Source organism: Streptomyces sp. NPDC001222 (assembly GCF_042896945.1).
GTDB classification, from domain to species: domain Bacteria; phylum Actinomycetota; class Actinomycetes; order Streptomycetales; family Streptomycetaceae; genus Streptomyces; species Streptomyces gibsoniae.
On record NZ_JBIAXT010000031.1, the window covers coordinates 33,797 to 52,805 of the forward strand.

Consider the following 19,009-nt stretch of genomic DNA (forward strand, 5'->3'; position numbering starts at 1 on the left):
CGCGGGGCGGGCGACACGGGGTCGGTGAGCGGGGCGCTGCCGTCGCGGGGCAGGAAGGCGGAGACCGAGAAGCCACCGCGCGACGTCCTGGCCGCGGTGACGTAGCCGCCCAGCATCGCCGCCCGCTCCCGCATCCCGAGCAGGCCGTGCCCGGCGCCCGGGGACGGCGGGGCGGGGCGCTTCGGGCGGGAGTTGACGACGTTCAGGTGCAGCCCGTCGGGGACATGGGTCACCTCCACGCGGACCGTCGAACCCGGAGCGTGCCGCAGGGCGTTGCTCAGCGCCTCCTGGACGATCCGGTACGCCGACAGCTCCACCCCGGGCGGATACGGCTGCACCGTGCGCCGGGTGTCGCTGACGTCCATGGTGACCGCGAGCCCGGCGGCGCGCGTGTTCTCCACCAGGGCGTCGAGGCGGTCGAGGGTGGGCTGCGGGGCCTGCGGGGCGGCCCGGGTGCCCGACTCCCCGAGGCCGTAGGGGGCCTCGGGGTCCGCCGAGCGCAGCACGCCGAGCACCCGGCGCAGTTCGGCGAGCGCCTCCAGGGCGTTCTGCCGGATGCCCGCGAGGTTCTCCTTCAGCTCGTCGGAGGGGTTCTCCGTCAGATGCACGGCCACCTGCGCCTGGATGGAGATGACCGACATGTGGTGGGCGACCACGTCGTGCAGTTCCCGGGCGATACGGCTGCGCTCCTCCAGCAGCGTGCGGCGGGACCGCTCCTCCGCGGTGAGCGTCGTCTGCTGCACCAGCTCCGCGCGGGCCTCACGGCGGCCGCGCAGGGCGGTGCCGAGCACCACCACGACCGCCGACAGCACCACCGTGACCACGCCGGTGGACTGATAGTTCCCCGCGCCCCACAGGCCCTGGAGGACGTAGGTGACCAGCACGGTCAGGACCAGCGCCTCCGCGGTGACACGGGTGCGGACCCTCAGGGCGAGCAGCAGCAGCACGAACAGATGGGCGATGATCCCGGCCGCGGTCCACGGCCAGGTGAAGTCGTCCGCCCGGCCGGCGAGCAACGGGCCGTGCACCACGACCGCCCCGAGAAGCGTCGCCGTGGTCGACAGCCACCACGCCGGGATCGGCCGCCACAGGGCCAGCACCATGGCCCCGCTCTGGCCGAGCCCGATGAGGAAGGCGTCTCCGGAGGACACATCGCCGTGACGTTGGAGTTGGGCCATGGCGCCGATCAGAACCCCGAGCGCGGCCAGCCACACGACTCCGTGCGGCACCCAGCGCAGCCAGACGGACGGGGGCAGCGGATCCGCCCGCACGGTCCACAGGTCGTCGCGCAGCACCCGCAGCCCTCGCCGGACGCGGTTCCCCCCTTGCATCACCCGCCCACCCTAGGGCCTGTCGGCCTGGGCCCCGGGGTGCGGGCCGTGCCGGGTCGGTGGGAGCGGACCACCCGGGGAGGGCGCCGGGCGCCGCGCTGTTCGCAGGCGCGGAAGGCCGTCCAGCACACCATGAGGACGAGAGCGAAGACCGGGAGCCAGGCCAGGCGGGCCGCCGCCCAGGCCAGGTCGTCCGGGACGGTGTGCAGCCCCGGCAGGCGGCCGGCGAGCAGACCGGTCGCGCTGGTCGCCATCAGGGCCGTCTGGTGCCACAGGAATATCGTCAGCGCGGAGAGGTTCACCAGGGCCACCGCCGCCCAGGCGAGGGGCCGGCGCATCGCCCGGCGCAGCCGTGTCCGCAGCAGCAGGGCCAGCCCGCACTGGGCCATGCCGAAGGTGACCGCGGCCAGGGTCGGCGGGTCGAGGTTGGAGACCGCGGCGCCGGGCACGCCGACCATCGACGCCGGGTACCCGCCCCACGCCACCAGCCCCGCCGTCGCCGCCGCACCGCCCGCCAGCAGCACCCAGCCCGCGCGGCGGCCGTCCAACTCGCCGCGTGTCCAGGCCGCGCCCAGCGTGTACGGCACGAGCCAGCCCGCCGGCAGGTTCACCCAGCCCAGCCAGCCGGGGCCGCTGAGTCCGAACCGAAGGAGGTCCACATGGAGAACGACGGCCAGCGGCCACAGCGGGTTGAGGCGCCCGACCAACGGGGTCGCCGCGGTCAGGGCCGCGAAGACCAGCAGGAACCACAGCGGGGACAGGGCCAGCTTCACCAGGGTGTGCACGGTCCCGGCGTCGGCACCGCCCGCGAGCAGGCCGCAGGCCGCCACCGTCCACAGGGCCAGCAGGGCCAGGGCGGGCCTGAACAGCCGGGCCAGCCGGGCGCGCAGCCACTGCCCGTACGAGTCACCCCGCGCGCGTGCCGACGCCAGGCCCTTCGTCGCCACATGACCGCCCACCAGGAAGAACACGGCGAGCGTCTGGAAGACCCAGGAGACCGGGGCCAGCCAGGGCATGAAGTGCAGCGGGCTCGCGGTGTGCAGCGCACCGCCGTCCGCGACCAGGGCCGTCACCAGCCAGTGGCCGAGTACGACACCGAGGATCGCGACGGCGCGCAGGGCGTCGACCGCGCGGTCCCGCTCGGCGGGGGTGACGGCGGCCACCTGGTGCGCGAGGGCACGCACGCGGCCCGACGCCGTCGGCTTCAGTCGCGTCCGCTCACGCATGGGTCACCTCCGACGTCCTGCCGAGCACGATCCGGGCCAGGTTGGCCAGGGAGACCGACCCGGGCACGAAGTAGTCGCTGTGGCCGCCGCCGCCCGCGGCGAAGACACGAGCGCCGTAGGCCGGGGACACCGGGTCGGTGCCGAAGCCGACGGCCGTACCGAGCAGGCCGGTGCGCACATGGGGCACGTCCGCGATCCAGTCGCCGCCGCCGCGGGCCGCCCAGATGCGGGCACGGGTGTGCAGGGCGGCGGCCGAGTCCGCCCCCGTGCCGGGACTGCCCACCAGGGCGATGTCCTGGACGTTTGCGGTGGCGGCCGCCCGGGCGCAGACCACGGTGCCGTAGGAGTGGCACAGGAGGGAGATGTCCGGCGACGAGCCCAGCGCCGCCCGGAGTTCGGCCACGAACCGGTCCAGCCCGCGCGCTCCCTGCCCGGCGCGGCCCGTGGTGAGCGCGGCCGTGCTGAGCATGCGGGGCGGGTCGTAGCCGAGCCAGGCGATGACCGCGGTGTGCGGAGCCGTGGCACGGTGCAGGGCGAGCGCGCCCGCGCGGAACCGGGCGTAGGTGTCCAGAGTCGTGTCGGAGCCCGGGACCAGGACCGCGATGTGCTTCGCCGCCGTCAGGTCGCCGAGGACCTCGATCACCCGGCCGCCGCCCCGGCCGTCGAAGGCCAGGAGGTCACGGGCGGGGGAGGCCAGGGCGCGGTCCACCGCGGCGCGCCCGCGGTCGCCGTGCGCCGCGGCCATCCGGGACGCCTCGGCGGCGTCGGCGCGGTTGGCGTCGTACGTCCCGTCGAGCGTGACCGTCGAGAGGGGGCCGAGCCGGGCGGGTGGCGGGGCCGGGATCCGGGGGTGCGCGGCGGCCGACAGAGGCACCACGACGGCCCCGGCGATCAGCACGGCGAGCAGGGCCCGGCGCAGCCGCGCGAGCCGCGGTCGGCCGCGGCTCTCCGGACGAGCGGTCCCGCCCGCATGGCCGTTCCCGGCCTGGTCCCGGCCGCTGTCGTCGCGAGCCGCCCCGTCGGCGTACGCGACCGCGGACGCCCCTCTCCCCCGCAGACCCATCGCGTCCTTCCCCTCCCGACGGCCCGCTCATCGGGCTGTCACGAGAAGGAAGTTACGGAGCGTGATACGTCGTCGGCGTCACGCCGGAGAGCCCATCCGCGAACTGGCTCTCAGGTATGACGGGTATGACCCGGACGCCGTCCGGGAGCTACCACGCCAGTTGCGCGATCTCCTCCGCCACCACCGCGCACGCGTCCGCCGCCGGGTCGATCAGCGGGAAGTGGCCGACGTCCTCCAGCAGCGTCAGGCCCACGACCTCGCCCGCCCGCGCCGCCGCCTCCGCGTACGACTCGGCGACCGCGAGGGGGACCACGATGTCCCGGCGGCCCTGGACAAGGGTCGTGGCGATACCGGTGGGCAGCAGGAGCGCCGGGTCAGCGTACGGCCGGCGCTCGGCGAACAGGGCTGCCCCGCCGAGGAGTTGGGCCGCCGCCCCACTGCACACATCGAGCTTCTCGGCGACGTGGAAGTCCGCGATCGGCGCGAGCGCCACGACACCCCGCAGCGAAGCCGGGCCGTCCGTGCGCCAGGGGGCGCCCGCCGGCAGCACATGGCGGGCCGCCGCCCACAGCGCGAGATGGCCGCCCGCGGAGTGCCCGGTGATCACCGTGCGGCGCTGGTCGGCCTGCGGCAGCGCCTCGCGTGCGAGCGCCGGAAGCGCGTCGAACGCCGTCGCGATGTCGTCGAAGGTGTCCGGCCAGCGGCCCGCCACCGGTCCCGTACCGCCGCCCAGGCCGTCGAAGCCCTCGGCCTGGGACGGGATGAGCGTGCCCCTGCGGTACTCGACGTTGGCCACGGCGAAGCCCCGGCGGGCCAGGAAGTCCGCGAAGGGGGTGATGTGCCGGCGGTCGTACGGCGCCCGCCACGCGCCGCCGTGCAGGACGACCACCAGGGGGACCGAGCCCGCAGGGTCCACCTCCCGGGGGGCGTAGAAGTCGATCACCTGGTCGGGATGGCCGCCGTAGGCGGCGGTGGCATCCGGTTCCACCGGCGGGTGCGAGAAGGCGGACGCCTCCTCCGCAGCGGACGCTTCGTCCGGCTCTGCGGGATCGCGGGGGGCGGCGTCGTCCGGCATGCTCCAACCTCTCTGCGGCGAAACGGGATGCGTACGCGGTGGCCGCGAGGAAATCGGCCGTTGGCGGGGACGGTATCAGGCAGGTGACGTGCGTACGCACGGAGTTGTCACGCTCCGTGAGGACGCAGGGAGCGCCTGTCCGGGGCCGCCGCACGCCCGGACAGGCCGCTGTGATCACCCGGCGCTCAGGACACCACCTCCGCCAGCACCCGGGCCGCCCGCTCCACGTCCGCGAAGCCCACGTACAGCGGGGTGAACCCGAAGCGCAGCACGTCCGGCGGGCGGAAGTCGCCGACCACACCGCTCTCGATCAGCCGCTTCATGACGTCACCGGCCTCCTCGCATCGCAGCGCGACCTGGCTGCCGCGCTCCGCACGGGTTGCCGGAGTCAGCGACTCCACCCGGCCCTCGGGGACGTACGCCGCCACGCACTCCAGGAAGAAGTCGGTGAGCGCGAGGGACTTGGCGCGCACCGCGTCGATCGACACCCCGTCCCACACCTCGAGCGCCGCCTCCAGGGCCAGCATGGACAGGATGTCCGGGGTACCGACGCGGCCGCGCGGGGCGCCCGCCGCCGGTTCGTACGCGCTGCGCATGCCGAACGGCTCCACATGCGAGTTCCAGCCCGGCAGCGGGGAGTCGAAGCGGTCCTGCAGCTCCCGCCGCACATACAGATAGGCGGGTGCGCCGGGGCCGCCGTTCAGATATTTGTAGGTGCAGCCGACCGCCAGGTCGACGCCGTGCGCGTCCAGGCCGACGGGCAGGGCGCCCGCGCTGTGGCACAGGTCCCAGACCGACACCGCGCCCGCCGCGTGCACCGCGGCCGTCAGACCGGGCAGGTCGTGCAGCCTGCCCGTGCGGTAGTCGACGTGGTTCAGCAGCACCGCGGCGGTGCGCTCGGTGAGGGCGCCCGGCACCTCGGCCGGGGCCACCGGGCGCAGGGTGCAGCCGGTCATCCTCGCCGCGGACCCGGCGATGTAACCGTCCGTCGGGAACGTCGTCGCGTCGATCAGGATCTCGTCCCGGCCGTCCCCGTCCCGCGCGGCCATGCGCACGGCCGCCACCAGCGCCTTGAAGACGTTGACGCTGGTCGAGTCGCCCACCACGATCTGCCCGGGCGCCGCTCCGACCAGCGGGGCGATCCGGTCGCCGATCCGCTCGGGCGCGGTCCACCAGCCGCTCTCGTCCCAGGAGCGGATCCGCAGCCGGCCCCACTGCCTGCGGACGACGTCCTCCATCCGGCCGGGCACGGCCGCCGGGAGCGCGCCCAGCGAGTTCCCGTCCAGATAGACGACCTCGTCGAGGACGAACTCGGCCCGCAGTGCGGCCAGGTCGTCCGCCGCGTCCAGGTCCCTGGCCTTCTCGGTCAGATCAGACATGGGACCTCGCCGTCCACAGCTCGGGGAACACGTTCTTCTGCGCCCGCTTCTCCAGCCAGGCCACCCCGGCGGAACCACCGGTGCCGGCCTTGGCGCCCATCGCGCGCCGGGTCGCCACCAGATGGTCGTTGCGCCAGCGCCACACCAGTTCCGCCACATCGGTCAGCACCTCGCCCATGCGGGCGAGTTCGTCCGTCGGGTCCCCCGAGTACAGGGCGGTCCACACCGCCTCCACCTGCTCGGAGGGCTCGTAGCGCAGGGACACCTCGCGGTCCAGCACCGAGGCCGGGACCGGGTGGCCGCGCCGCGCGAGAAGCCGCAGCACCTCGTCGTACAGGCTCGGCTCGTGGAGCGCCTTCTCCAGTTCGGCGTGCACGCGCGGCGCGCCCCGGTGCGGGACCAGCATGGAGGCGGACTTCTCGCCGAGCAGGAACTCCATACGGCGGTACATCGCCGACTGGAAGCCGGAGCCCTCGCCGAGGGCGGAGCGGTAGGAGTTGAACTGCGCGGGCGTCAGATGCGCGAGCGGCCGCCATGACTCGTTCAGGGCCTGCAGCTCCCGTACGGACCTCTTCAGCGCGTCGATCGCCGCCGGTACCCGGTCCTCGCGCAGGGCGCGCGCCGCGGTCTCCCACTCGTGGACGATCACCGTGAACCACAGTTCCATCACCTGGGTGGTGACCAGGAAGACCATCTCGCCGGGGTCGTCGGAGAGGGGCTGCTGAAGGTGGGTGAGCACGTCCGCCTTGACGTAGTCCTCGTACGGCGTCGTGCCCTGGAAGTCGAGATGCGGAGTCTCGGGCTCCTGAGTCTCTTCGGACCGATGAGCCTGGTGGGACATCGCTGTCTCCTGTGTGTGTGCTCCGGGTAGCGGTCCGCCCCTGCCGATGCCGGCACGGGGGCCCCGGTCCCCACCCGCATCCTGCGTGAGGCACTCGGGCCCCGCAAGGCCCGCCTGGTCACAGGCGGGCCTCGACCACCCTTTCGCCACCGGCCGCGTCGTCCGCGCGCCGACCAGGTGGTCTTCGTCGCCGGTGCTGTGACCGGAAAGGTTCACCGGCTCGCGGCTCCCCCAGCCTGGCGGCTGGGAGGTGCCCCCGGGCACGGCACCAGCCGGGTCGTCCTCGCCGCCGGCCGGGCGCCCGAACCGTCAGCCGAGCGTCTGGGCGGCGGTCGGCGAGGAGTCCTTCAGGAACTGCGAGCAGCGCTCGTACTCCTCCTGCTCGCCGATGGCGTGCGCGGCGCGCGCGAGGGCGTGCAGGGCGCGCAGGAAGCCGCGGTTCGGCTCGTGCTCCCAGGGGACGGGTCCATGGCCCTTCCAGCCGTTGCGGCGCAGGGCGTCCAGGCCGCGGTGGTAGCCCGTTCGGGCGTAGGCGTACGACTCGACGACCGAGTCCCGCTGGAACGCGTCGTCGGCCAGCTGTGCCCAGGCGATCGAGGAGGCCGGGTAGCGGGCCGCGACCTCGGCGGGCGCCACGCCGTTCGCGAGGAGTTCGCGCGGCTCCGGGTCGTCGGGCAGATGGGTCGGGGGCGGGCCCCCGAGGAGGTTCTCATGAAGGGTCATGGGACCCAGTGTGCGCCATCACCCCTGACCGGCACCGGCTGCCCGCACCCCAGGGGCCGCGACGGGCGCACCGTCATGTGGCCGCGCCGGCGCCGGAGGCGCCGCTCTCGCGCGGGGGTTCCAGGGGCGGGGCCGTCACACAGCCGTGGGCGCGGCATTCGGGGTGCGGGCAGCCCGCCCGCGGGCGGCGCACGGTCGCGAAGGCGAGCACCGCGCCGACCACCAGGACGGCGGCGCACAGCGGCATCGCGCGGCGGAAGGCGGCGTCGAAGGCGTCCGCCGAGCGATACGCCTCCGGGCCCATCCCGGTCAGCAGCGGCAGCGCGGCCACCGCGAACAGTCCGGCCGCGCGGGCGGCCGCGTTGTTGATGCCGCTGGCCAGGCCCGCCCGTGCGGTGTCGACCGAGGCGAGCACGGTCGCGGTCAGCGGGGCGACCAGGGTGACCATGCCCGCGCCCATCACCAGCAGGGCGGGCAGCACGTCGACCACGTACGAGGCGTCCTTGCCGACGCGCGTCATCAGCAGCATGCCCACCGCGCACAGCAACGGGCCGACCATCAGCGGGATACGCGGTCCGATGCGCTCGGCCAGCGCCCCGGACCGGGCCGAGAACAGCAGCATGAGCGCGGTGGTGGGCAGCAGTGCCGTGCCCGCCCTGAGCGGGGAGTAGCCCGCCACCACCTGGAGCTGGAGGGCGGTGAGGAAGAAGAAGCCGCCGAAGGCCGCGTAGACGCAGAGGGTCACCAGGTTGACCGCCGTGAACTGGCGGGAGGCGAAGATGTCGGGCGGCATCATCGGGTCGGCCCGGTGCTTCTCGACGTAGACGAAGGCGATACCTGCGGCCACGCCCAGGGCCCCCAGGACGGGCACGGCCGGGGAGCCGGAGCGGGCCTCGATGAGGGCGTACGTCGTCAGGGCGAGGGCCAGGGCGCCGAGCGCGGCGCCGAGGGCGTCGAAGCGGCCGTGGCCGTCTCCGCCGGCGGACTCGGGGACGTGCCGCAGGGCGATGGGCGCACAGAGCAGCGCCAGCGGGACGTTGAGCAGAAAGACCCAGCGCCAGCCCGGGCCGTCCACCAGCCAGCCGCCGACGAACGGGCCGATGGCGGCGCCGATTCCGCCGCAGCCGGACCACAGGCCGACCGCCCGCGCCCGGTCGTCCGGGTGGAAGGAGGCCTGGATCAGCGCGAGCGAGCCGGGGGTCAGCAGGGCGCCGCCGATGCCCTGGAGCGCGCGGGCGCCGATGAGGACGCCCGGGTTGGGGGCGAGACCGCACAGCAGGGAGGCGGTCGCGAACCACACCACCCCGATGACGAAGATCTTGCGGCGGCCGAAGTGGTCGCCGAGGGCACCGCCGAGAAGGATCAGACCGGCCAGCGTGACCATGTACGCGTTGACGGTCCACTGCAGGGTGGACAGACTCGCGCCGAAGTCATGGCCGATACGGGGGAGGGCGACATTGACGACGGTGGAGTCCAGCAGCGCCATGCTGGACCCGAGCACCGTCGTCACGAGGATCCACGTGCCCTGCGAGGATCCCACCCGAATGGCGGGGGCCTCCCGTGCGGTGACAGCCATGCAGCGATCATCCCGCGTCGGCGGCGCCAGGACCAGACGGCCGACGGGCCCGGTGAGCGGGCCCGTCGGGAATCCGCGTGAACCTGCGGAGAGCGCCGGTTACTTGATCTTGTTGCCGGTCGAGCGCAGGTTGCCGCAGGCCTCCACGACCCGCTTGGCCATGCCCGCCTCGGCCACCTTGCCCCAGGTGCGCGGGTCGTAGGTCTTCTTGGAGCCGACCTCGCCGTCGACCTTCAGGACGCCGTCGTAGTTCTTGAACATGTGGTCGGCGACCGGACGCGTGAAGGCGTACTGCGTGTCGGTGTCGATGTTCATCTTGACCACGCCGTTCTCCAGCGCCGTCAGGATCTCCTGCTCGGAGGAGCCGGAGCCGCCGTGGAAGACGAAGTCGAACGGCTGGCTGCCGGCCGGGCGGCCGTACTTGTTGGCGACGCCCTCGTTGAGCTCCTTCAGCAGCTCGGGGCGCAGCACGACGTTGCCCGGCTTGTACACACCGTGCACGTTGCCGAAGGACGCGGCCAGCAGGTAGCGGCCCTTGTCACCGAGGCCCAGCGCCTCGGCCGTGCGGATCGCGTCGTCGACCGTCGTGTAGAGGGAGTCGTTGATCTCGTGGGAGACGCCGTCCTCCTCGCCGCCGGTCGGGGTGATCTCCACCTCGAGGATGATCTTCGCGGCGCGGGCGCGCTCCAGCAGTTCCTGGGCGATCTTCAGGTTGTCGGCGAGGGTCTCCGCCGAGCCGTCCCACATGTGCGACTGGAACAGCGGGTTACGGCCGGCCTTGACCCGCTCCTCGGAGATCGCCAGCAGCGGGCGTACATACCCGTCGAGCTTGTCCTTCGGGCAGTGGTCGGTGTGCAGCGCGATGTTGACCGGGTACTTCTCGGCGACGATGTGCGCGAACTCGGCCAGGGCCACGGCACCGGTGACCATGTCCTTGCTGTACTGGCCGCCCAGAAACTCGGCGCCCCCCGTCGAGATCTGGACGATGCCGTCGCTCTCCGCCTCCGCGAAACCGCGCAGGGCCGCGTGCAGGGTCTGGGAGGACGTCACGTTGATGGCCGGGTAGGCGAACTTGCCTGCCTTCGCCCGGTCGAGCATCTCGTTGTAGACCTCGGGGGTTGCGATGGGCATCTGTCCGCTCCTTGTTGTGCGGGTGGGGTTCTACGTGCTGAGGACCCTGACCTAGGGGGTGACGTCATCGTCGGCCCCATCTTTGCAGACGGAGCCGGATGCATCGGACACCCTGTCCAGCCTGTGGAAAACCCCTGCCTCAGTCCAGACCCAGATCGTCCTTCGAGTACGCGAACAGGTACGGCACGCCGGCCTTCTCGGCGATCGCCTCGGCCGCGCCCGTCGCCCGGTCCACGATCGTGGCGACCGCGACGACCTCGGCACCGGCCTCCCGCAGCGCCTCGACGGCGGTGAGCACCGAGCCGCCGGTGGTGGAGGTGTCCTCGACGGCCAGCACCCGCCGGCCCGCGACCTCGGTGCCCTCGATACGCCGCTGCAGGCCGTGGGCCTTGCCCGCCTTGCGGACGACGAACGCGTCGAGCGTCCTCCCGCGCGCGGCGGAGGCGTGCAGCATCGCGGTGGCCACCGGGTCGGCGCCCAGGGTCAGGCCGCCGACCGCCTCGAAGTCCAGGTCATCGGTCAGGTCGAGCATGACCTGACCGACGAGCGGGGCGGCCACCCCGTCGAGGGTGATGCGGCGCAGGTCGACGTAGTAGTCGGCTTCCTTGCCCGACGACAGGGTCACCTTGCCGTGCACCACGGCCTTGTCCTTGATCTCCTGCAACAGCTCACCGCGTACGTCAGTCATGCCGCCAGCTTAAGGGCGGCGCCACGTCCAGGTCGTCGTGGCCTCCAGCGGCTCGATGGGGGTGACCAGGCGCGGAAGGGTGTTGAGGCCGTTCGGCGGGCCGGTCTGCGGTTCCACGCACACCGCCTCCGGCTGCTCGTCGTACACGACGACCCACTCCTCGCGGCTGGTGACCCGCAGTTCCAGCTGCCCCGGCCAGGTGACGGTGACGTCGACGCCGCCGGGCATGCCGAAGCAGTCGTCCCAGGGGCCGGGCTTCGGGTCGATGCGGTTTCCGGTGGGCAGGTGGTCCTCGCCGCGCTCCTCCTGCCAGGCGGGCGAGAAGTCGAGCCGCGCGTCCTCGCCGCCGAGGCTGCGGTTGAACCACGGGTGCCAGCCGACCTGGGCCGGGAACGAGGAGTCGTACGTCTCCACCGACATGGTCAGCGTGAGCGCGTCGTCGGTGAGCGAGGCGAGTTGGGTGACCCGGCCGGGGTAGGGCCAGGGGGTGACCAGGTCGTAGGTGAGGACGGCCTCGGACCGCTCGGCGCGGGCGACCCGCCAGGCGCCGTTGCGTGCGGTGCCGTGGATGGCGTGCGGCGGGGCGTTGAGGGGCATCTGGTGGACCGTGCCGCCGTCGCGGAACATGCCGTCCCGGATGCGTCCGCACCAGGGGACCATCGGGAAGCACCCGTACCGCTCGCCCTGCCGCAGCAGTTCCGCGCCGCCGACGCGCAGGCTCCGCACCCGCCCGCCGTTCGCCGGCGCCAGTACGACTTCCGCGTCTCCCGCGGCCAACGTGATCTCGTCGTTACTCACGAGGCCGACCCTACTTCCCTGATCAAGGGGACATGCCGTCGCCGGTCAGCGGCGGCGGCGCAGCAGGCGGCCCGCCACGACGGCCGAGGCCACGAGCAGGGCCGCCGCCGGGGCCGCCCAGCGGAGGGTGGCGGTGGCCGTCGTGGTCTCCGGGGCCGGAACGGGCGCGTAGCGGCCCCGTGGGGGCGCGTGGTCGACCTCCTCGGCGCTGCGGCCGATCATCGTGCGCCGGGCGTGCGCCGCCTCGGCCGGAGGCTCGTCGTCGCCCTCGAAACCGGCCTCGTCGTCATCCTCGAAGCCGGCGTCGTCGTCCGCGAAGGGGTCGAGGGACGACGGGGGGATGTCGGCGTCGTGGACCGAGGGGGAGGACGCGGAGGGAGGGGAGAGAGGGGAGGGGGAGGAAGGAGACGCGGGGGACGCGGGAGGCGTCGGATCCGTGGTGTCCGTGGAGTCCGCCGTCTTCGGGGACACGTCCTCGCCCGGCTCCTCGAACTCCTCCGCGCCGGGCCCCGAGGAGGCCGCCTCGGCCAGGTTCTCCGCGCTCCTGCCCAGCAGCCGGGTCCCCGCCGACGTGACCGCGTCCGCGGGCAGTTCCGCGATCCGGCCGTCCCCCGCGGCCCCTCCCGTGAGCACGACCGTGGTGCCGCCCTCGGCCGGGCGCAGCCGCAGGGACAGGGACAGCTTCATCGCGCCGCTGCCGCGGGCCTCCGTGGCCTCGCCCTCCACCAGGTACGAGCCGTCGTCCTGCCCCTCGATCCGCAGCGTGCCGCGGTAGGTGATCGTATGGCCGCCGATCCGTACCTTCAGCCGGCCGGCCACGGGATCCGTGCCGGCGTCCTGTTGCAGGCCTGGGATCGCGCGAGCCACCCGCGCGGGGTCCGCCAACGCGCGGCGGAGCCGATCGGCAGGAACCGGAACGAACACCTCATGCTCCATGTCCCCCGAGCCTACCCAGCAGGACCCGAACCGCACCCGTACATCTCGGGATTCACACCACAAGGAAGGACGGGGCTCAGCGCGTGTACCGAGGGCGCAGCAGGGTCGAGGGCGGCAGGTACGGCAGCCGCGTGCGCGCCGCGTCCCGGGCGTACGCCCGCAGGGAGGCCCGGTTCAGCGCGGGCAGCAGCGGCTCGCGCGGGTCCAGGGTGAGCACCGGGCGGGTGGGGGCCGCGAGCACGAAACCCCAGTCGCGCGGGGCCTGGGACAGTCCCGTGGGGCGTCCGGTACCGCCCGTGCCGCCCGCGGACGCCCCGGCGGCGACGCGGTACGGGACCGTCCGCAGACCCGCCGCCCGGACCGTCGCCTCGACCGTCCAGAAGACGCGTGGGCGGGAGCTCACCGGGCCCGCGTGCACCACCAGCCGGCCGTCCGGCGCGAGAACGCGGCGGGCCAGCCCGTAGAACTCCTGGGAGTACAGCTTCGTGCTCGCCGCGACACCGGGGTCCGGAAGGTCCGCGATCACCACGTCGTACGTTCCCCGGGTGCCTCTGAGCCAGCAGAACGGGTCCGCCGTGCGCACCCGCACCCGGGGGTCCGCGAAGGCGTGGCCGTTCAGTGCGGACAGGGCGCGGTCGCGGCGTGCCAGCAGGACCACCGCGGGGTCCGGTTCGACCACGTCGACCCGGAGCACGCCCGGCCGGCGCAGCACCTCGCGCACCGCGAGACCGTCGCCGCCGCCGAGGACCAGCACGTGCGCGTGCGGTCCGCCGTCCATCGCGGGGTGCACGAGTGCCTGGTGGTAGAGGCGCTCGTCGCTGCCGTCCACCCGCAGCCGGCCGTCGAGGAAGAGGTTCAGGGGGCGGCCCCGGGTGCCGCCGGTGAGCACCGTCTCCTGGACGCCGCTGCGCACCGCGACCCGGACGTGGTCCCCGTAGACCGCGTGGCGGGCGGCCCGTTCGAAGTCGCTCACCAGGGCGGCCGCCGTACCGAGCAGCGCCAGCACGACGACGTTGGCGGCCAGCAGCAGCCAGCGCCCCCGGCGGCTCAGGTCCCGCCGGAACAGCCCGAGGACCAGGGCGCCGCCCGCGACCGCGTTGACCGCCCCGGTGAGCAGGGCGCCGGTGAGCTGCCCGAGCTGCGGGAGCAGCAGGAAGGGGAAGGCGAGGCCGCCGACCAGCGCGCCCACGTAGTCCGCGGCGAAGAGGTCCGCGACCGCGCCGCCCGCGTCCTGGCGGCGGATGCGCTGGATCAGCTCCATCAGCAGGGGCACCTCGGCACCGATCAGCAGGCCGATCGCCAGCGAGAAGCCGACCAGCAGACAGCGCGGGCCGCCGGACCAGACGCCGCCCCAGTCACCGGTCCAGGCGAAGACCGCGTACAGGGCCATGGCGCTCGAACCGCCGACCAGCGCGAGCACCGCCTCCACCGCGCCGAAACCGGCGGCGGCACGGAAGCGGAGCCGCTTCGCGGCGAGCGAGCCGACGCCCATCGCGAAGACCATCACGGAGAGCACGACGGAGGCCTGGGTGACGGAGTCGCCGATCAAGTACGAGGCGAGCGCGACGAGTTCGAGTTCGTACACGAGTCCGCAGGCCGCGCACACGAACACGCCGACGAGGACGAGGAACCGTCCGGTGCCGGGTCGTACGGGCAGCCGCGCCTGGGCCGTGCCGCCCTCGCTCCAGGAGCGCGGTACGCCGGGTGGTGCGGGCGCGTGCGGTTCGATCACGTGGGAACGCTACGTCAGGGTCGTGGCGGGCTTTGTCACCCACACGTGTGGAACTGCCGCCTCCTCACGCCCAGGAGGGGCTCAGTGGGGAGCGGTCGTCGTCGGTCCGCGCCGTCGGCGTCCGCACCCCGACCCGGGTCCGGGTCGCCACCAACTGGCCGTCCTGCGGGTAGGCGTGCCAGGTACGCCAGTGGATCTGGCCCTCGTGATGCTGGGCCAGCATCGCCGTGAACGCGTGCGGGCTGCCGGGGAAGACACCGGCCAGACCATGGGGATGGTCGGAGACCAGGGCCAGCAACTCCTGCGCGCGGCCCGCGAAGGAACGGGGGGAGAGGACCTCGATCCGGGCCGCGAACTCGTACTCCCAGTCGTCGACCCGTTTGGCCACGCCCAGCGGCAGCGGGGAGCTGGAGCCCGCGATACACGCCACCGTCTCCGAGCAGATGCCCGGCTCATCCTCGAGAAGTACCTGGTGGGACGCGCCGAGAAGTCTCAACTGAAGCCGTGTTCCGGACAGTTCGAGGTCGAGCGTGGCGAGCGCGGGCAGCGGCTCGCGGCCCAGGGTCCAAGCGAGATCGGCCGCACGCGTGTCGGTGTAGGAGGTGTTCAGGGTCGTGAGCATGGATCGGCTCCGCTAGCACGCAAAGTGAGAAGTGGGGTCCGGCGCACCCCGGTCATGGCGCCGGCGGACGAGGCCGGCCCGGCCAGTCGGGTGGTACGCCCGGTCGGCCCGGTGGGGAGGACGCTTGCGGGACAGGTGTCCGAAGGACGTCCGCGGGCTGCTTCGGTGGTTGAGAGGGAATCATGAACTGTGGCGTCGCCACAGCGTTTTTACCCAAGACCGCCCGGTTTCCATCCCCCCGAGGGCTCCACAGCGCATCTGTTCAACTACGGCGTACGCCAGGAGCATTGACGCGGCTGACACATGCGCCACTACAGCCCCTGCCCGGGCGCGCAGCCGCACGCGCTACGGAGGCCACACACCCACGCGCTCCCCCGATGGAGTGACCCTCCCGCACGTCACTCACCCCGCTGCCGGCAGACACGTTGTCGCGTGCCCGCCGGGGCAATCTCCCGGCGGGCACGCACGCCCCGAAGACGCGCCGGTCCGTACTCCCCGTCACTCCCCCACAGGCCCCCGGGAGCCGCGCCCCCTCAGCCGACCCCCGTCGGCCCCATCCCCCTGGTCAGCTCCCGCCACCGCATCCGCCCCCACCGCACGACGACCCGCAGGACGAGTGACCGCCGCAGGAGTGCCCCCCGCCGCAGGAGTGATGCCCTCCGGAGTGGCCCCCCGAGTGGTGGCCACCACCCGACGAGGCATCGCTCCCGCCGGCCCACCAGCTGGTGTCGCTGCTGTTGCCGCTCCGCGAGAACCCACGCGACCGCGCCCCTCGGGCCACCGGCCGCGGCGCCGCCTTCGGGCCCCGCCTGCGGGCGTTCGCCACGAGGCTCACCACGAGACCGATGCAGACGACCACCACAGCGATTCCCAAGATCATGACCTCGTCCCCCTTCTCTTCCTCGTCCCCGGGCGGCCCCGGCGGGCCCCTCCGTGTACCCGGGTGCACGAGGGATGCCCCCACCTCCGACCGACCAAAGCAGAGTTGAGGAACTTCTGAGGGTCCCACCGCGAAAAGGGCCCCTGACCTGCGAGGAAGGGTCGTTCGGGGCCCAGCTCTCGCGCGCGGGACACGGATCCGCCCCGCTCGCTTTCGCAGCGGGCCCCTGGCGCGAGCCACGTATAGCGTTCACCCTCACTCATTGCAACACATTGAGTTGAGGATTGTTGCGTTAAATCTCTAGTCGTTGCAACGATTTACCGGCTCCGAGCTGTGCTAATAATCTTTTCGCGCAACAACTTTGTTGCCAGATAGCTGAATGCAACGTAGCGTTTCCATCTTCAGAAACTACGGACTCAAGGAGCGCACGATGCAGAAGTTCGACACTCCCGCCCCGGTCTCGGCCGTCCTCGACATCCCCGCGGGACGCATCCGGATCGTCGCCGGCGAGCGGACCGACAGCATGGTCGAGGTCCTTCCCGCGGACGCCTCCAAGAGCCGCGACGTGAAGGCGGCGGAGCAGATCGAGGTCGCGTACGACGACGGTGTCCTGCGGATCGAGGCCGCCCCGGCGAAGAACCGGATCCTCGGCAACTCCGGATCCGTCGAGGTGACCGTGCAGCTGCCCGCCGGCTCCCGCATCGAGGCGAAGGCGGCCGGCGCCGAACTCCGGGGCGCCGGACGGTTCGGCGACGTCGTCTTCGAGGGCCAGCAGGCCACGGTCGAGCTTGACGAGGTCGAAGGCGCCCGGCTCAGCACCCTGGCCGGCGACATCTCCGTCGGCCGCCTGGGCGGCCCCGCGGAGATCAGCACCGAAAAGGGCAACCTCCGCATCGCCGAGGCCGTACGCGGCACGGTCACGCTGCGCACCCAGGCCGGCGACATCTCGGTCGGCGCCGCCCGCGGAGTCTCCGCCTCCCTGGACGCCGGCACCGCCCACGGCCGGATCCACGACGCGCTCAGGAACACCGACGGCACCGCCGCCCTGTGCATCCACGCGACCACCGCCCACGGCGACATCACCGCCCGCAGCCTGTAAAGGAGAGCACCTCTCATGACCGACCTGGCCATAGCGGCGAACGGGCTGCGCAAGTCCTACGGCGACAAGACCGTCCTCGACGGCGTCGACCTGGCCGTCCCGGAAGGGACGATCTTCTCCCTGCTCGGCCCCAACGGCGCCGGCAAGACCACCGCCGTCAAGATCCTCTCCACCCTCGTCGCCCCCGACCCCGCCTCCGGCCGGATCCACGTCGGCGGCCACGACCTCGCCGCCGCCCCGCAGGCCGTACGCGCCGCGATCGGCGTCACCGGACAGTTCTCCGCCGTCGACGGCCTGATCACCGGCGAGGAGAACATGCTCCTCATGGCGGACCTGCACCACCTCTCCAGGCGCGAGGGACGCCGGGTCACCGCCGAGCTGCTGGAGCGCCTCGACCTCACCGAGGCCGCGAAGAAGCCCGCCTCCACCTACTCCGGCGGCATGAAGCGCCGCCTCGACATCGCCATGACCCTGGTCGGCGACCCGCGGATCATCTTCCTCGACGAGCCGACCACCGGCCTCGACCCGCGCTCCCGGCACAACATGTGGCAGATCATCCGCGAGCTCGTCACAGGTGGCGTCACCGTCTTCCTCACCACCCAGTACCTGGAGGAGGCCGACGAACTCGCCGACCGCATCGCCGTCCTGAACGACGGCAGGATCGCCGCCGAAGGGACCGCCGAGGAGCTGAAGCGGCTCATCCCCGGCGGACACGTCCGGCTCCGCTTCACCCACCCGGCCGCGTACCGGAGCGCCGCGGCCGCCCTGCGCGAGGCCACACTCCCTCACGCTCGGCTTCACTCGCGCGGGGGGACCCCCGTCGACGAGCCCCTCACCCTGCGGCTCCCGAGCGACGGCAGCCAGCGCGAGCTGCGCTCCATCCTCGACTGGCTTGACTCGGTCGGCATCGAGGCCGACGAGCTGACCGTGCACACCCCGGACCTCGACGACGTCTTCTTCGCCCTGACCGGCGGCGTCGCCGTCCCCCACCAGCCCGAGGAGGCTGCCCGATGAGCGCACCCCTGGCCCCCACCCGCCCGACCCGGCTCTCACTCGCCCTGCGCGACTCCGCCACGATGCTGCGCCGCAACCTCCTGCACGCCCGGCGCTATCCGTCCCTCACCCTGAACCTGCTGCTCACGCCGATCATGCTGTTGCTGCTCTTCGTCTACATCTTCGGCGACACCATGAGCGCGGGCATCGGCGGCGGCGCCCCGGACCGCGCCAAGTACATCGCCTACATCGTTCCGGGTCTCCTGCTGATGACCGTCGGCAGCACGGTGGTCGGCACCGCGGTCTCCGTCTCCAACGACATGACCGAGGGCATCATCGCCCGCTTCCGCACGATGGCGATCCACCGCGGCTCCGTGATCATCGGACACGTCATCGGCAGCGTGCTCCAGTCGGTCGTCAGCGTGGTCCTCGTCGGCGCCGTCGCCGTGGCGATCGGCTTCCGCTCCACCGATGCCACCGTCCTGGAGTGGCTCGCGGCGTTCGGGCTGCTCGTGCTCTTCGCCACGGCGCTCACCTGGATCGCGGTCGGCATGGGCCTGGTCAGCCCGAACGCGGAGGCCGCCAGCAACAACGCGATGCCCCTGATCCTGCTGCCGCTCCTCTCCAGCGCCTTCGTCCCCCTCCACGCGATGCCGGGCTGGTTCCGGCCGATCGCCGAGTACCAGCCGTTCACGCCTGCCATCGAGACCCTGCGCGGCCTGCTGCTCGGCACCGGGATCGGCGACAACGGATGGCTCGCCGTCGCCTGGTGCCTGGGCCTCGCGGTGCTCGGCTACTTCTGGTCCACCTCGAAGTTCAACGACGACCCGAAGTAACCGCCGTGACCACGCGGGGCCGCCTCCCGCATCTCGTCCCGCCCGAGGGCGGCGTACTCCGGCACCCCGTCGGCGTACGC

At 73.0% G+C, this 19,009-nt stretch carries 16 protein-coding genes and 1 pseudogene; 3 read left to right on the plus strand and 14 right to left on the minus strand.

Annotation, left to right across the window (positions count from 1 at the left end; genetic code table 11):
• Positions 1–2: 2 nt before the first annotated feature.
• From ACFY2Z_RS31950 to ACFY2Z_RS32015, 14 genes and pseudogenes are all read right to left on the minus strand, one after another.
• Positions 3–1,331: pseudogene (locus ACFY2Z_RS31950) on the minus strand (sensor histidine kinase); the annotation flags it as partial.
• Positions 1,331–2,557, minus strand: a complete 1,227-nt coding sequence (locus tag ACFY2Z_RS31955; protein ID WP_390747549.1) for an acyltransferase — start codon at positions 2,555–2,557, stop codon at positions 1,331–1,333. The pseudogene ACFY2Z_RS31950 and the gene ACFY2Z_RS31955, both read right to left, overlap by 1 nt.
• Positions 2,550–3,620, minus strand: a complete 1,071-nt coding sequence (locus ACFY2Z_RS31960) for an alpha/beta hydrolase (protein ID WP_390747550.1) — start codon at positions 3,618–3,620, stop codon at positions 2,550–2,552. Before ACFY2Z_RS31960 ends, ACFY2Z_RS31955 begins: the two co-directional genes overlap by 8 nt.
• A 148-nt stretch (positions 3,621–3,768) precedes the next feature.
• Positions 3,769–4,695, minus strand: coding sequence for an alpha/beta hydrolase (locus ACFY2Z_RS31965; RefSeq protein WP_390747551.1), 927 nt, complete (start codon positions 4,693–4,695; stop codon positions 3,769–3,771).
• Between the two features lie 185 nt (positions 4,696–4,880).
• Entirely contained in the window at positions 4,881–6,074 is a 1,194-nt protein-coding gene (kynU, locus tag ACFY2Z_RS31970; RefSeq protein WP_390747552.1) for a kynureninase, read from the minus strand.
• Positions 6,067–6,915 (minus strand): tryptophan 2,3-dioxygenase family protein, encoded by an 849-nt coding sequence (locus ACFY2Z_RS31975; protein ID WP_390747553.1) that lies wholly within the window; start codon positions 6,913–6,915, stop codon positions 6,067–6,069. Before ACFY2Z_RS31975 ends, kynU begins: the two co-directional genes overlap by 8 nt.
• Positions 6,916–7,224: 309 nt before the next feature.
• The gene (locus ACFY2Z_RS31980) at positions 7,225–7,638 is read right to left on the minus strand and encodes a DUF3151 domain-containing protein (protein ID WP_390747554.1); all 414 of its coding nucleotides are present in this window, start codon (positions 7,636–7,638) and stop codon (positions 7,225–7,227) included.
• A 73-nt stretch (positions 7,639–7,711) separates the two neighbouring features.
• Positions 7,712–9,214, minus strand: coding sequence for an MFS transporter (locus tag ACFY2Z_RS31985; RefSeq protein WP_390747555.1), 1,503 nt, complete (start codon positions 9,212–9,214; stop codon positions 7,712–7,714).
• 99 nt (positions 9,215–9,313) lie between these two features.
• A complete protein-coding gene (gene fbaA, locus ACFY2Z_RS31990; protein WP_390747556.1) occupies positions 9,314–10,345 on the minus strand; it encodes a class II fructose-bisphosphate aldolase in 1,032 nt (343 codons plus the stop codon).
• 139 nt (positions 10,346–10,484) lie between these two features.
• Positions 10,485–11,033 carry an orotate phosphoribosyltransferase gene (gene pyrE / locus ACFY2Z_RS31995; RefSeq protein ID WP_390747557.1) on the minus strand — a complete coding sequence of 183 codons (549 nt, stop codon included), beginning with the start codon at positions 11,031–11,033 and terminating at the stop codon, positions 10,485–10,487.
• 9 nt (positions 11,034–11,042) lie between these two features.
• Positions 11,043–11,831, minus strand: coding sequence for an aldose 1-epimerase (locus ACFY2Z_RS32000; RefSeq protein WP_390747558.1), 789 nt, complete (start codon positions 11,829–11,831; stop codon positions 11,043–11,045).
• A 45-nt stretch (positions 11,832–11,876) separates the two neighbouring features.
• Positions 11,877–12,767: an SRPBCC family protein gene (locus tag ACFY2Z_RS32005; protein ID WP_390747559.1), complete on the minus strand. Its 891-nt coding sequence runs from the start codon at positions 12,765–12,767 to the stop codon at positions 11,877–11,879.
• A 76-nt stretch (positions 12,768–12,843) separates the two neighbouring features.
• Positions 12,844–14,499, minus strand: a complete 1,656-nt coding sequence (locus ACFY2Z_RS32010; protein WP_390747560.1) for a polyamine aminopropyltransferase — start codon at positions 14,497–14,499, stop codon at positions 12,844–12,846.
• Between the two features lie 64 nt (positions 14,500–14,563).
• Positions 14,564–15,121, minus strand: a complete 558-nt coding sequence (locus tag ACFY2Z_RS32015; protein WP_390747561.1) for a DUF2617 family protein — start codon at positions 15,119–15,121, stop codon at positions 14,564–14,566.
• A 1,310-nt stretch (positions 15,122–16,431) separates the two neighbouring features.
• Between ACFY2Z_RS32015 and ACFY2Z_RS32020 the strand changes: the two genes are divergently transcribed.
• From ACFY2Z_RS32020 to ACFY2Z_RS32030, 3 genes are read left to right on the plus strand one after another with little or no spacing between them, the layout of a single operon-like run.
• Positions 16,432–17,100 carry a DUF4097 family beta strand repeat-containing protein gene (locus ACFY2Z_RS32020; RefSeq protein ID WP_390747562.1) on the plus strand — a complete coding sequence of 223 codons (669 nt, stop codon included), beginning with the start codon at positions 16,432–16,434 and terminating at the stop codon, positions 17,098–17,100.
• A gap of 15 nt (positions 17,101–17,115) precedes the next feature.
• The gene (locus tag ACFY2Z_RS32025) at positions 17,116–18,114 is read left to right on the plus strand and encodes an ATP-binding cassette domain-containing protein (RefSeq protein ID WP_390747563.1); all 999 of its coding nucleotides are present in this window, start codon (positions 17,116–17,118) and stop codon (positions 18,112–18,114) included.
• Complete coding sequence (locus ACFY2Z_RS32030) at positions 18,111–18,929, plus strand: ABC transporter permease (RefSeq protein WP_390747564.1); 819 nt, start codon at positions 18,111–18,113, stop codon at positions 18,927–18,929. Before ACFY2Z_RS32025 ends, ACFY2Z_RS32030 begins: the two co-directional genes overlap by 4 nt.
• Positions 18,930–19,009 lie beyond the last annotated feature (80 nt).

Coding starts and splice junctions, on each gene's coding strand:
- ACFY2Z_RS32030 (WP_390747564.1), top strand. CDS start 18,111: ATGAGCGCACCCCTGGCCCCCACCCGCCCGACCCGGCTCTCACTCGCC.
- pyrE (WP_390747557.1), bottom strand. CDS start 11,033: ATGACTGACGTACGCGGTGAGCTGTTGCAGGAGATCAAGGACAAGGCC.
- ACFY2Z_RS31965 (WP_390747551.1), bottom strand. CDS start 4,695: ATGCCGGACGACGCCGCCCCCCGCGATCCCGCAGAGCCGGACGAAGCG.
- ACFY2Z_RS32025 (WP_390747563.1), top strand. CDS start 17,116: ATGACCGACCTGGCCATAGCGGCGAACGGGCTGCGCAAGTCCTACGGC.
- kynU (WP_390747552.1), bottom strand. CDS start 6,074: ATGTCTGATCTGACCGAGAAGGCCAGGGACCTGGACGCGGCGGACGAC.
- ACFY2Z_RS31980 (WP_390747554.1), bottom strand. CDS start 7,638: ATGACCCTTCATGAGAACCTCCTCGGGGGCCCGCCCCCGACCCATCTG.
- ACFY2Z_RS31985 (WP_390747555.1), bottom strand. CDS start 9,214: ATGGCTGTCACCGCACGGGAGGCCCCCGCCATTCGGGTGGGATCCTCG.
- fbaA (WP_390747556.1), bottom strand. CDS start 10,345: ATGCCCATCGCAACCCCCGAGGTCTACAACGAGATGCTCGACCGGGCG.
- ACFY2Z_RS31955 (WP_390747549.1), bottom strand. CDS start 2,557: ATGCGTGAGCGGACGCGACTGAAGCCGACGGCGTCGGGCCGCGTGCGT.
- ACFY2Z_RS32005 (WP_390747559.1), bottom strand. CDS start 12,767: ATGGAGCATGAGGTGTTCGTTCCGGTTCCTGCCGATCGGCTCCGCCGC.
- ACFY2Z_RS31960 (WP_390747550.1), bottom strand. CDS start 3,620: ATGGGTCTGCGGGGGAGAGGGGCGTCCGCGGTCGCGTACGCCGACGGG.
- ACFY2Z_RS32015 (WP_390747561.1), bottom strand. CDS start 15,121: ATGCTCACGACCCTGAACACCTCCTACACCGACACGCGTGCGGCCGAT.
- ACFY2Z_RS31975 (WP_390747553.1), bottom strand. CDS start 6,915: ATGTCCCACCAGGCTCATCGGTCCGAAGAGACTCAGGAGCCCGAGACT.
- ACFY2Z_RS32020 (WP_390747562.1), top strand. CDS start 16,432: ATGCAGAAGTTCGACACTCCCGCCCCGGTCTCGGCCGTCCTCGACATC.